The sequence below is a fragment of the Dyadobacter sp. OTU695 genome (assembly GCF_038440355.1).
Taxonomy (GTDB): domain Bacteria; phylum Bacteroidota; class Bacteroidia; order Cytophagales; family Spirosomataceae; genus Dyadobacter.
Map to the genome: position 1 here is coordinate 334,021 of NZ_JASATN010000006.1, position 13,071 is coordinate 347,091.

Below are 13,071 nucleotides of genomic sequence, written 5' to 3' on the forward strand. Positions count from 1 at the left end.
TGTAAAGCCAGTCCTTACAGATGGTCAGCGGAACTTTCTTCCAGGTACCAGAACTTCCTGGCAAGATCCACGATGTTATCGACATTCAGTTTCTTGAAAATCCGGTTCTTTTGCGTTCCGACGGTAGAAATCTTTACGTTCAGCTCATCAGCGATTGATTTGAGCCATTTGCCTGTGAGCAGTAAGCTAAGGACCTCGCGTTCCCGCGGGGTGAGCGAAGCTACGGGGTCTGGCTGCATAGCCTTGCCTTCCATCAGGTTGCTGAGCATGGCTTCCTTTAACTTTGGGCTAACATACTTTTTGTTCTCCATGATTGTCAGGATGGCCTTCGCAGCCTCTGCATCAAAGCTGTTCTTGTGCAAGAACCCGTTGGCGCCTCTGTGTAAGTAAATGGGCGCATTCGATAATTCATCCCTTCCTGAAAAGACCAGGATTTTCAAATCCGGCTGCACATTTCGGTAGGCTCCGATCATCTCCGGCCCGCGGCTTCCCGGAATAGCAAGGTCCAGTATCATCAGATCCACATGCGTTCGGGCAAGCGCGTCAAGTCCCTCCTGAAAGGAATATGCAAAAGAAATGGTAGAGTTCTCCAGGACGGTCTTAACAAGCGCCTGTACTCCTATGGAAACCATAGGATGATCGTCGATAATGAGTATGTGATGCATATCCGGGGTTGCTGAAAACGATTTACGGTTCCAAAGTAAAGCTAGTTGCACCAATTTACAAACTGAACAATTCGTAACGATTAGTAGAAATATTTCGATTTAGGTTCTTAGTCGACCGCTGTATGTTTACACCATGCATTTGTCGAGAACAAAAAGCTGAGAAATCTTTTGACTCTCTAAATCAATTCAAACAGCGTAAAAATGGAAAAACTACTACCCAAAGCATTTTTCACGGCAGCACTTGGAACAGCCCTATTGCTTGCTTCATCATCGGCTTGGGCCCAGGTGAAAATCGGCTCCAATCCAACGACAATCGATCCGAATAACAATCTCGAAGTCGAAAGCACAGATCCGACAAAAAAAATCAGCATTCACAAAACCACCGGTAAGCTCACAATCGCCGACGGCTCCCAGGGCGACAAGAAGATACTTACCTCCGATGCCAACGGCGTCGCTACCTGGCAGAGTCAATCGCAGCTGGCGATACCGGTGACCGCTTTCAGCGGCGCTATTACCGGCCAGGCCATCATTCCTACATTCACAACCCATGACGAACCCAGCCAGCGGCTTCCGCTTATCCCTACACTGGGAGGCGCGTACTGGGACGCAGGCACCAAGCGGTTCACCGTTCCCGCAGACGGAACATATTCTGTACAGGTTGGCTTGTCCTGCATCAGTACAACAGGCGCAGGTGTGACACTTTGGACAAGGATATGGGTGGTATCGGAAAATGGCGGCCCGATCTTCAAGGGTACCAGCCCGATGGGCCTGGTTGCGGGCGACTGGCAATCAGTTGTTTATACAGGAAAATTAACAGCAGGCGATGGCATCTCCCTGGAAGGCTACACCATGCAGACAGACGGAAACCCGCCCGTCAACCCGATCTGGACCGGCACCTGTGGCCGCGCGTACATGACCGTTACCAAGATCGACTAGCGAGTCGGTTCAAATATTCTCAATGATTGTCTAACCAAAACGTAAATGTCTTATGAAAACAAGACGACTATTAGCCGTTGTCCTCTTTGCGACTGTGGCCGCCAATGCTTCCTTTGCCCAGGTGAAAATAGGGTCGAACCCTACTACGATCACCCCCGGGGCTAACCTGGATGTGGAAGGAACGGGTAGCACACATACGGTGGTGATGCAATCCGGCGCAGTTGGCATCAACACCGTAACGCCACAGGCCTGGCTAGATGTTCGTGGAACTACCAAGATACTCTCCTCGCCAGGTACCCAAACCGGTGCTATTTGGCGAGGAGAGTCCAATATGGACGGTATGGAGGTAACCGCCGGCAATGGCGTCATCTATGTCGGCATCCAACGCGACGGAGGCGCCCCGCTGCATCTTTCCAAGCCCGCGGGTCCGAGCGAAAACTCATTCCTGATTTGCAGTGTGGGCGGTGTCGGCGGTGTCGGCTCGATCCGATATAATGGTGCAGCGGGGGTGGTCTATCTCACCACTTCCGATCAGCGTCTGAAGGAAAACATCCACGCCAGCAAGTTTGGGCTGGAAGCACTGAAGGCTGTCAAAGTGTATGACTACAATTTCAAAACAGATTCAAAAAAGACGCTTTCCACCGGTGTACTAGCGCAGGAGCTGCACAAGGTTTATCCGCAGGCAGTTACCGTAGGCGGCGCTGATGCCAAGGCCAACCCCTGGCAGGTAGATTACAGCAAGCTGGTTCCCATGTTGATAAAATCAGTGCAGGAGCTCAGCGAGGAGGTAGAATCGCTGAAAAACGAAAAAGCCCAGCTAACCGCCGAATTGAAGCGTAAAGAAACCTCCGAAAAGGAGCTCGACAGCCGCATTTCCCGGATGGAACGGTTGCTAAGCAGTGGTGAAAATACAAAATCCGTAGGCCGGTAAAAACGCAAATATTTCAAAAACCATCACAACGATATGAAAACACAACATCTATTATTGAGAACTTCCCGGGCAAAGATTACTTCCGCCCTGTTTGCAGCTGCATTGCTTTGCGGTTCTTCCGCCGCTTTTGCGCAAGTAAAAATCGGAACCAATCCGACTACCATCGAGCCTAATTCCAACCTGGAAGTGGAAGCGTCCACCCCCGGACGTAAGACAAAAATCGACAAAACAACGGGCCAGGTCACCATTACCGATGGCACCGAGGGAGCGGGAAAAGTTTTGACTTCGGATGCAGCGGGTGGGGCGAGCTGGCAGAGTCCCGCCGCACTTATCAACGGAGCTCCCGGATCGCAAGTAAACGTAACAAATAATGTGGCTTTGACCTATTCGGGAGGATCACTTGTATTGCCCAAAGCAGGTACCTATATGGTTTCGACCAGATGGTTTACACTTGACCCCGTGACGAGCTTTACCACCCCAAATATCGGTTATGTAAATATAAATCCGTCAACCAGCGAGAGTACTGTCGACATGCCCAATGTGGGCGCGGCTGAATGGCTGTTTATTACACATGGCATGTACCATAATACCCCGGCGTTCAAAGTTACTGTGACAGGCCCGCAAACCATCTACCTCTGGTTCAACACCGGCTTTTTTACCGGCAAACTGCAGTTTGACGAAATCTATGCTGTCGGGCCATTCTAATGCGGCCCGCCAGCTGTTGCCAGCGAAAGTTTTTACACGGCGTTTGCCAAACTGTGAGCCATTTCGTACATGACTGCCTTTAAATACATCACTTTATGAAAACGAGAAATCTATTATTCAAAACTTCCCGGGCAAAGATCACCTCTGCTCTATTTGCCACCGCACTGTTTTTGGGTACTTCTGCCGCTTTTGCACAGGTGAAGATCGGAACCAATCCGACGACCATCGAACCCAACTCCAACCTGGAAGTGGAAGCCTCCACGCCCGGGCGTAAGATGAAGGTGGATAAAACGACCGGCCAGGTGTCGATAACAGACGGTACTGAGGGTGCGGGGAAAGTATTTACCTCCGATGCCAATGGCGGCGGAAGCTGGCAAACGAGCGGCGCCGGTTGCGCGAGCTTTGATGCCAGCGGGAGTAACACGACTACACCAGTGAATAATCCGGGCGAATTTCTGCCAGTCAAATTGATCGCCAATAACGTCGCTTACGCTCCGTCCGGTGCCTACAACGGTGCAACCGGCGAGTACACAGTTCCCGAGAACGGATTCTATATTTTTCACGGGGCAGCGGGTACCTATAATGTCGCCGCCGGAACTACTGGCGCAAGAAACACCACGCTACAATTGGTCTCAACTTCCAAAGGCCTTTTAAGCTACACTGTTTCGCCCGAATTGAATTATGGAGTCGGGGCCTGGCAAGAAGTAACATCTGCCAATTATCTGATGGCAGGCGATAAGGTGACATTTCAAATAGATTCCGCTCATGTTAGCGGCGTCAAGCCTGATTCGGTGGATACGGTTTCAATTTATTTTTCAGGCACCCGCGTCGATTGTAATAAAAACTAGAATTGATCAAACGAGATTATTTCAATCTCCACTATAACATAACAGGCACTTAGGGTCTCCTAATGCCATTAAACAGACAAATCAATGAAACAAGACTATACCACTTCATCCGGAAAAGGATGGATTAGCACGGCAGCCGTTGCAGCCCTGCTTTTATTCGGAAACCTGGCGCAGGCTCAGGAGGGTAGTCAGGGAAACACCACCATCTTCGGCGGTGCACAGATGACGTTTTTCAGCAACCATAACTTTGTGACAGGAGGCGGAGGCGCCCAACCGGGCGTGATCCTGACCGAGCGCGCTGCGGGTAACTTTGGCGTGCTTAATTTCGCCGGCGATAACCTCACCTCCACCGGTGCTTCCGATGCGGGATATGTGGACGGTTACGTGCGTAAATATGGGTCGGGCACTTTTGTCTTCCCTGTGGGCGACAATGGTTTTGTCGGCCAGTTTGCTGCATCCGCCGACGGCACAATGGGCGCTTACTTTCACGCCGATGCCAATACCGCCGTTACAAGTAACCTTTTCACTGGCTCCGACTATACCGCCCTGCCAAACGGAGGTCCTTTTGCTACCAGCAGCGTGGGAACTAATGTCAACGTGGTAAGCACCGTCGAATACTGGGACATCGACGGGGCAAACGCGACGCCGCTTACATTGACATGGGACGCGGGAAGCGCAATTGGTACGTTGACGGCCGGCCAGCTCGAGAAGTTAACGATTGTCGGCTGGAACGGAACGCAATGGGTAGCCATTCCATCCAAAGTGGATTTAACATCTGTACTGGGTGGCAGCAGCGACTTAACAGCGGGATCGATCACTACGATCTCGCCACTGGCACCCGATACTTACACAGCTTATACGTTTGCTTCGCTTGTCCTTCCTCTTCCCGTTACCTTAACACGATTTACGGCAATGGCGGAAAGCAGAACGGTTGTGCTCGACTGGTCTACAACGGAAGAGACAAACAGTGAACGTTTTGATATCGAACGCAGCGCCAACGGAAAGCAATGGAACCGGATCGGATCGGTTGCTTCCCAGGGAGAAAGCAAAGTACTTGTCAACTATTCCCATGTAGATGCAAGTCCGCTGGCAGGCCAGAATTTTTACAGGCTTAAAATGGTCGACATGGACGGAACGTTTGCGTATAGCCAGATACGTAATGTCGCGTTTAAGGGTGAAGGAGGTGTGGCGCCATACCCTAATCCCGCCGTGGACAAAATCTTGATCCGGGGTCATGAGTTGGTCAAACAAATAGATATCGTGAACACGAGCGGTGTAAAGGTGATCAAAAACCAGCAGCCGTCCTCTGCCGGAATTGATGTAACAAAGCTTCCCCAAGGCATTTACATCGTTACAATGTCCCTGTTTGACGGCACTATCAGCACACACAAAATAGCCGTTACCAGGTAATAACGGGAATGCCATCCGGGCAGCAGTTTTGCTGCCCGGCTTTGCGTTGATGTTCGCAGATAATTAAGCACCAATTTCATGAATAACCCTACCCAGTCATGACGATATTGATCGTTACCGATAATCATCTGTTTCCCATAGCTATACGCTCAGTTGTCAAAAGCCAGTACCCCGATAGTGCCATTATTGAAACGGATACCATTTTAAATGCTATTGCCTTGTCGCAGACGTCAAATCCCCGCGCGATGATTTTGGATGTTGGCGCAGCCGACGCAAAAGACACAGTGCTGCTGGATGACTTTAAAAAAGCAAACCCGCACACGGCCATCCTGGTTAACCTGGGCGACCAACCCCAGTTCATGTATAAATTCATACGGGCGGGGGTTACCGCGCTGTTTTCAAACAAGTCTCTGCCGGAGGAAATTAACGAAGGCCTCAGGCTCGCTGAAAACAATACCAGGTATATCAGTTCCGATATCCAGCAACAGTTGCTATTCCATATCATTGAAAAGCCTATTAACCGCACGCTAACAAAACGGGAGGAATTAATGGCCGATTTATTGATTACAAACAAGTCACATCAGGAGGTAGCCGTCATCACCGGAACCAGCTCCAAAAGCGTGGGATACTACAAACGTCGGATTTTTCAAAAGTTAGAAGTAGGCAATTTAATTGACCTTGCTGTCAAGCTCAACAAGATCCTGATCAACAAGGAAAGCGGTAACTGACGACCGGACACACCACTATTTTTATGATAAAAATTTTACTGATCGAAGACCATTTTTTAGTCCGCATGAGCCAGAAGATCGTGCTCAACGAAGTTTACCGGGAGCCAACGATCGCCGAAGCGGAAAGCTTTGAAGCCGGGATATCGCATATCCAGGCTTCGCCATTCGATTTGATCTTGCTCGATACCGACATCCCCGATGGAAAAAACAGGCCGATGATCGAACGTATCCGGCAACTGCAGCCCGGTGTTGTCATACTCATGTGCTCTGGCGCAGACGAGCAAATCCAAGCCCTGGAATACATCACGTCCGGCGCTAACGGCTACTTGTCCAAATCGGCCGATAAGGAGGAAATGATTACTGCGGTCACAACGGTCATGAAAAAAAACCGGTATGTGAGCCCGGCTGTTCAGGAGAAGTTACTGGAGGCTGTTTCAACGGGTAATCAATCCGGAAAAGGCCCGAAAGTAGTGAAAGGGCTCTCGGTTCGCGAGAAGGAAGTCATGCATATGCTCATAAAGGGCAAATGGGTGAAAGAAATCGCATCGGATTTGAACCTTCGCGCTAATACCATCAGCACCTTCAAGGCCCGGATATTCCAAAAAATGGGCGTTTCAAGCATCATCGAATTGGCAAGGAAAGTCGGTGATTAGGCTGGCTCCCGACTATACACACACGACCCTATCTGCTCCCATGAAACAGAAAGAGATTTACGCGTGCCCTGGTCCCGCGTGTGCCAAACAGTTTCAAATCCACCCATCCTAAATCCCTGATCGCCTATGATAAAATGAAAATTCATGCTCCCAAGGCACTTTTTACGAACCAAACTCTACATTCAATGAAGAAACAATTATTTACTAAGTTGGCGCTGGCTGTCAGGCGATTGGAAAATCTAACGCGAATGGCAGGCAATGCCGGGCTGGCAACTTTATGCTGCCTTTTGATGCTCTGGCTGCAACCCGGCCAGGTGCAGGCCCAAGCAACGCAGGACGTAGGTAATGTGTGGGTAGCAGAACCCGGCCTGGTTACAGCCGGGGCGCAAGCTATCGCGCGAGGAGGCGCTACCGACCCGGCAGGAAACACCTATATGGTCGGGAATTACTTCGAAACAGTCGATTTCGACCCAGGTCCGGGTGTAACCCCTTTGACCGAAGGAGCCGGCGCGTATGCCTACATCCAGAAACTGGATAAAAACAAAAATCTGTCATGGGTCAAATCGATCACCGCTACTGTTCAGCTCACCACTAATTCAATCACGGTCGATGCGGCAGGAAACCTGCTTATCACCGGGACGTTCAGGGGAACTGCCGACTTCGACCCGGGTAGTGGCGTTGCACAGCTTTCGACCAGAGCGTCAAATGGCACGGAAACGTTTATACTTAAGCTCGACAGCAACGGGAATTATTTATGGGCTACCCGATTGGGGGACACCTCCGCTGTCGCTGGAAGCAACGGCGCTGGTAATGAGATCAAAACCGATGGTTCCGGCAATATTTATGTTGCAGGTAGCTTCGCCAATACAGTCGACTTCAACCCGGGCGCAGGTGTGTCCGAGTTGACATCACCGGGTGGTGCGTCAGCGCTTGACGCATATGTTTTAAAACTGGCTCCGGACGGCACATTCATATGGGCCAGGCGGATGGGAGGAACATTCGGCGACAATGGAACCTCACTGGCTGTTGATGGAGATGGCAATGTACTTGTCGGAGGTACTATCAATTCAAATAGTGTTTCTGATTTTGGCACCTTCTCTGTTCCTGCGGTGACCACCCAAACGGGGTTTGTCACAAAGTTGAACAGCACCGGAACATTTCAATGGGTCAAGACGATTGCAAATACCGCCTCTAGCAGCGTGTCTGATATCGAAGTGGACGGCACCGGAAATATCTATATGGGGGGACTCGTGTCAGGAACTGGGGACTTGGATCCGGGTCCGGGTACTGCCGACTTCCCCGGAGGCGGTTTTCTCGCCAAATGGGATGGGAACGGGAATTACGCCTGGGGAATGTTTCAGGGTAGTGCCGTTGGCGACATTACACTCGACAATGCCGGAAATCTGTTGGCCACCGGCCGCTATACCAATGCGCCTGCACTCCTGGACCGCGACTGGGACCCGGGAGCGGGAGTTGTCAAAGTAACCAACCGGGGTACTCACCTTGCCAGCACGGATATTTTTGTAAGCAAGTACACCACCGACGCGGGTTTCGTATGGATCAAAACTGCGGGAGGGGCAAGTGCTACCTTTTCCCTTGAGGACGGACTATCCGTTGGTGTAGACGCGGCGGGCGATGTTTATGCGGGTGGAATTTACTCGACTGACGCCCAGTTCGGCCCTTGCAAGTATGCAATCACGCCGACGGCGAATGGAAATATCCGTTCTCAGTATGTATGGAAGCTTTCAGCCGACCCAGTTCCTGATCTTCAATTCGCTGCGACTACGCTTTCACCAGCCAGCCAGCAGGCCTGTATCCTGGGTATCCCGCAGGTGATCAATGCGAGCCCTGCCACCATCACTTCTCCATCCGGGTTCAGCACAACTATGCTTTACCAATGGCAAATTGCCGAAAGCGCAACAGGACCATGGACTGACATGCCCGGTGAGGTATTCAAGGATTTGCAGCCACTGGCCAGGAACACTTCGGCTTACTACCGCCGGATCGTGAAGATCAACGACGGTTTTTGCGGTTTCAAAACAGTAGACAGCTCCGGGGTGGCCTCCGTGATCATCGGTACCGACGTATCGCCGATTGCCAACGCCGACGGGCCACAATGGTTTGTCTGCGGACCTGGTTCGAATACGGTACAGCTGACAGGAACAGCTTCCGGCGGAACGCCTGCCTACACCTACCAGTGGTATGAAGGCAGCACCAGCACTGGTACACCGCTCGCTTCTACCGGCACATGGACAACCCCGGGTATTACCGGGGCAACGACCTACACCTTACAGGTGACCGACGCGGCAGGCTGTGTGGATATTGACCAAGTTACAATTGTTCCCGCTATCGCCAATGCAGGTACCGACAAGTCGACCTGCCAGGGTGCTGGTGGCGTTCAGATCGGCGCGCCACCAGTTTCGAGCCCCTCGGTTTCATATGTATGGACCAGCATTTCCGGTGACCCGATTTCGTCACTCAGCTGTACCACCTGCGCGCAGCCTGTTGCTAACCCGACTGCTGCGACAGTATACCGTTTGACCGTTACGGTTCAGCAAAAAGGGGGAGCAACTTGTGTCACTACGGACGATGTGACGGTAACCCCGGTGACTGCGCCAAACAACACATTGGCGTTTGCCGGAACGGACAAGACGATTTGTAAAAACACATCCGTCACCCTGGGCGGTACCGCCGATGCGACATTTGCCTATACCTGGACTTCAGGCCAGTACCTTTCGGCTTCACAGGGTGCTAACCCTGTATTCAATGCGGGTACGGCAGCCGTGACCGGCGGTTCGATCAACTATACGGTAACTGCGGTAAAGGCTGGATGCGCGTTCACCGACGAGGTGAAGGTTTCTGTGCTTAACTCGCGCATTACCGATCAGGATGAAACCATATGCGGCCCTGTCTGGTCTTCCCATCTGGATGAGGACAACGCTGCCGGTACCATCTATACGTGGAGCGTTGTTAGCGGGGATGGCACGGTCCTGCAGACTCGTAACGGCGGTAAAGATGCCTACCTGAAAAGTAACAGCGGTATCACCCGCTTCCGCCGCACCGTGACGCTGAATGGCGTTACCTGCACCGCGGATGTGCTGGTACAGCCTTGTACCGGACCGGGAACGACTTGCGACTTTGAAATCCTGACGCTTTCAGACCAGGGCTGTCCGAAGGTATTCGGACCGGTGGCTTTGAAACTGGGAACCACCCTGGCTGCTTCGGATTACAACTTCTCATGGAGCCCTGCCAACCTGGTGGACAACGCCAATGCAGCGACGGTCAATATCACTTCGACTGCGCAAGCTACCATTACCGTAACGGTGACCAATAAGTATGATGGCTCAATCACTTGCCAGAAATCCATTGTGATCAACCCTCCGGGATGGTCACTGCCTGTATTTGCGACGACCGACAAGTATACCTGCCCGAATGTCCCCGTGCAGATAGGCAATGCCGCAGTAGCGGGCTTTACCTACGCGTGGACACCGGCCACAGGACTTAGCAGCACCTCTGTATCCAACCCAACCGCTACGGTTGCAAGCACGCAGACTTTTGCTGTGGTAGTGACAGAAACAGCCTCAGGTTGTAAGCTCAATACCGATGTAACGGTCAATTCATCTGCGCCTGTTGCAGACGCCGGCAATGACCGCGCCGTATGTAACGGGGCCACAGTTACTTTGGGTACCGCACCTCCGGCAGGTAGCAACTGGACCTACTCGTGGCAACCAGTCAACACGGCCTGGACCAACGGAACCGATGCCAACGATGCGCAGCCACAGGTGCAGTTTGCATTTGCAACGCCTCAAAGCTATATCCTGACGGTAACAGATCCTTTGTCGGGCTGTACGGCCAGCGACACGGTGGTATTGAGTAATACGGTTGCTACCGGCGAATATGCCGGCGCAGGCGTTACCACTTGCCAGGGAGAGCCTGTGCAACTGGGACGTGCTGCCGAGCCTTTTGCACAATATGAATGGTTTATGGCCGATGGTGTTACGCCTGCGACCGGACTAAGCAGCAATACCGTTGCTAATCCTACGGTGACTAATCCTACTGCAACGACAACCTATGTGGTTAAGGTTAGCTATCCGGGTTGTAATACGCCTTTGGCAGATCAGATTACCGTTACGGTAAACGCGGTCGGCGGTCTTGCACTACTTGATCAGGTTGTATGTCCGGCAGGACCGATCGCGATCGGATACGGCGCAACGGGAAACCCGGCGGCTCCCGCTGGCGCAACCTACCTTTGGGTACCCGCAGCCGGTCTGAGCAGCGCAACTGTCGCCAATCCTACCGCCACAGTGACCACGGAAACGATCTATTCGGTAACAGTCACCTTGCCTAGCGGTTGTGTATTCACCGATCAGGTTAAAGTGAGCCCGCCCGCCAATGCAGGTAGCGACGCAACTTTATGCCCAGGTGAATCTGCCGTAATCGGCACCCCAGCCATTGCCGGTGCGACCTACTCCTGGACAGGTGCAGGCATTGTAGGGGCGGCCAATGTGGCCCAGCCAACGGTGAAACCGACCGTAACAACCACCTACACGGTAAGCGCTACTTTGAACGGCTGTACCACAACCGACCAGGTAATCGTGACCGTCAACACGCCGAACAACTTTGCCATCACTGGTAACACCGCGATTTGCGAAGGTGGCATAGCGACCCTGTCGCTGGCTGGAACTGCTCCTTCAAACAGTACCTGGCAATGGAGCCCGGTTGCTGGCGTGAGCAGCCCTAACGCCACATCTACGACGATCGCTGCCACCTCTACCCAGACCTACCGTCTGACGCAAACCAACACGGCAACCGGTTGCAGTAACTACAAAGAAGTAGTGGTCGTGGTAAACCCGAACACCATCGCGGCGACAACCAGCGATGTGGCCCTATGCGAAGGCACCTCTGCCCCGCTGCCGCTGAATGTAACTTCCTCAGGAAGCTACTCTTATGTTTGGAGCCCATCAGTAGGCCTTTCCAATGCATTCATTGCCAATCCGACAGTTACCACCGGTTCGCCAAGAACTTATACGGTAACCGTGACGGATAATGCAAGCCAATGTCAATTGGTAAAACAGGTCAATGTAGCTATCAATGCGCCTGAGGCTTGCTTTGCTCCCGTAACACTTACTGGTAACGTATTCCACGATGCGAATGCTTTGAAAGATGTGACTGTCAACAGCACAGCCACCGATCCTTCGATCCCGACCGGTCTGTATGTGACCCTGGTAGATTCGACCGGCGCTGCTGTCAAAACAGTTCCTGTCAATGCGGATGGCACTTATGATTTCGGTGTGACTGCTCCGGGTGATTACAGCATTGTGCTGCACCAGACTGCCGCAGGCTCTACCACGCCAAGCCTGCCTTCGGGATGGGTGAACACGGGTGAAAACCTGGGCGCGGGTGTAGGTAGCGATAACGCTGTCGGTGGTATCCTGACTGGCGTGACCGTAGCCGGTACCAACGTAACCAATGCAAACTTCGGTATACAGCTGCCTCCGGTCACTACCGGCGGCGCGGAGCCAACCCAGCCTAACCCTGGCGGCACGACGACAGTTGACCTGACTTCGCATTTCGGCCTTTCAGATGTGGATGGAACCGTGAGCTCGATTACCTTCACCGAGTTCCCTGAAAATGTCGAGACGATCACCATCAATGGAACGACCTATGTCGCACCGGGCACAACGCCGGAAGCTGGTCAGCAGGTTTGGCCGGCGGGCAATGTGACGGTTCCGGGAACGGGCTTGTCGGTCCTGGTCGACCCTGTCGATGGAAATGTGTCTACTTCGATTCCATTCTTTGTGACCGACAATGGCGGTCTGGAAAGTAATGTGAGCACGGTAACGGCCGACTTCACTATTCCGGTGGTAAGCCTCTCGGGTAATGTGTTCCACGACGCCAATGCGTTGACCGACAGCACCGTTAACACAACATCAGGCATTACCATTCCAACGGGCCTTTATGCATCGCTTCTGGATAGCACAGGCGCTGTGGTGGCGACTGTCCCTGTAAATGCGGATGGAAGCTATGATTTCGGCAATGTTACGCCGGGCACTTACAGCGTGGTGCTGCATCAGACAGCGGCCGGATCGACGACGCCTAGTTTGCCAACAGGCTGGCTTAATACAGGTGAAAACCTGGGCACAGCGGCCGGTAGCGACGGAATAGTCAATGGTATCCTGACCGGTATTGCAGTGA

At 52.4% G+C, this 13,071-nt stretch carries 9 protein-coding genes; 8 read left to right on the forward strand and 1 reads right to left on the reverse strand.

Going from position 1 to position 13,071, the window contains the following annotated elements; all coding sequences use genetic code 11:
- Nucleotides 1-14: 14 nt before the first annotated feature.
- A complete protein-coding gene (locus AAHB90_RS14570; protein ID WP_342085932.1) occupies nucleotides 15-665 on the reverse strand; it encodes a response regulator transcription factor in 651 nt (216 codons plus the stop codon).
- Between the two features lie 201 nt (nucleotides 666-866).
- Between AAHB90_RS14570 and AAHB90_RS14575 the strand changes: the two genes are divergently transcribed.
- The 8 genes from AAHB90_RS14575 to AAHB90_RS14610 form a co-directional block, all read left to right on the forward strand.
- Nucleotides 867-1,601, forward strand: coding sequence for a hypothetical protein (locus AAHB90_RS14575; RefSeq protein WP_342085933.1), 735 nt, complete (start codon nucleotides 867-869; stop codon nucleotides 1,599-1,601).
- Nucleotides 1,602-1,653: 52 nt separating this feature from the next.
- Nucleotides 1,654-2,532: a tail fiber domain-containing protein gene (locus tag AAHB90_RS14580; RefSeq protein ID WP_342085934.1), complete on the forward strand. Its 879-nt coding sequence runs from the start codon at nucleotides 1,654-1,656 to the stop codon at nucleotides 2,530-2,532.
- A gap of 33 nt (nucleotides 2,533-2,565) precedes the next feature.
- Nucleotides 2,566-3,237, forward strand: coding sequence for a hypothetical protein (locus tag AAHB90_RS14585; RefSeq protein ID WP_342085935.1), 672 nt, complete (start codon nucleotides 2,566-2,568; stop codon nucleotides 3,235-3,237).
- A gap of 95 nt (nucleotides 3,238-3,332) precedes the next feature.
- Nucleotides 3,333-4,085 carry a hypothetical protein gene (locus AAHB90_RS14590; protein ID WP_342085936.1) on the forward strand — a complete coding sequence of 251 codons (753 nt, stop codon included), beginning with the start codon at nucleotides 3,333-3,335 and terminating at the stop codon, nucleotides 4,083-4,085.
- A gap of 84 nt (nucleotides 4,086-4,169) precedes the next feature.
- Nucleotides 4,170-5,495, forward strand: coding sequence for a T9SS type A sorting domain-containing protein (locus AAHB90_RS14595; protein WP_342085937.1), 1,326 nt, complete (start codon nucleotides 4,170-4,172; stop codon nucleotides 5,493-5,495).
- Between the two features lie 98 nt (nucleotides 5,496-5,593).
- Nucleotides 5,594-6,223 (forward strand): response regulator transcription factor, encoded by a 630-nt coding sequence (locus AAHB90_RS14600; RefSeq protein ID WP_342085938.1) that lies wholly within the window; start codon nucleotides 5,594-5,596, stop codon nucleotides 6,221-6,223.
- Nucleotides 6,224-6,246: 23 nt separating this feature from the next.
- A complete protein-coding gene (locus AAHB90_RS14605) occupies nucleotides 6,247-6,876 on the forward strand; it encodes a response regulator transcription factor (protein WP_342085939.1) in 630 nt (209 codons plus the stop codon).
- A 185-nt stretch (nucleotides 6,877-7,061) separates the two neighbouring features.
- A partial coding sequence (locus tag AAHB90_RS14610; protein WP_342085940.1) for an SBBP repeat-containing protein occupies nucleotides 7,062-13,071 on the forward strand: 6,010 nt, incomplete at its 3' end.

What these genes read in the sequence shown, in the direction of transcription:
- AAHB90_RS14570 (WP_342085932.1), bottom strand. Translation starts at nt 665, where the DNA reads ATGCATCACATACTCATTATCGACGATCATCCTATGGTTTCCATAGGA.
- AAHB90_RS14575 (WP_342085933.1), top strand. Translation starts at nt 867, where the DNA reads ATGGAAAAACTACTACCCAAAGCATTTTTCACGGCAGCACTTGGAACA.
- AAHB90_RS14580 (WP_342085934.1), top strand. Translation starts at nt 1,654, where the DNA reads ATGAAAACAAGACGACTATTAGCCGTTGTCCTCTTTGCGACTGTGGCC.
- AAHB90_RS14585 (WP_342085935.1), top strand. Translation starts at nt 2,566, where the DNA reads ATGAAAACACAACATCTATTATTGAGAACTTCCCGGGCAAAGATTACT.
- AAHB90_RS14590 (WP_342085936.1), top strand. Translation starts at nt 3,333, where the DNA reads ATGAAAACGAGAAATCTATTATTCAAAACTTCCCGGGCAAAGATCACC.
- AAHB90_RS14595 (WP_342085937.1), top strand. Translation starts at nt 4,170, where the DNA reads ATGAAACAAGACTATACCACTTCATCCGGAAAAGGATGGATTAGCACG.
- AAHB90_RS14600 (WP_342085938.1), top strand. Translation starts at nt 5,594, where the DNA reads ATGACGATATTGATCGTTACCGATAATCATCTGTTTCCCATAGCTATA.
- AAHB90_RS14605 (WP_342085939.1), top strand. Translation starts at nt 6,247, where the DNA reads ATGATAAAAATTTTACTGATCGAAGACCATTTTTTAGTCCGCATGAGC.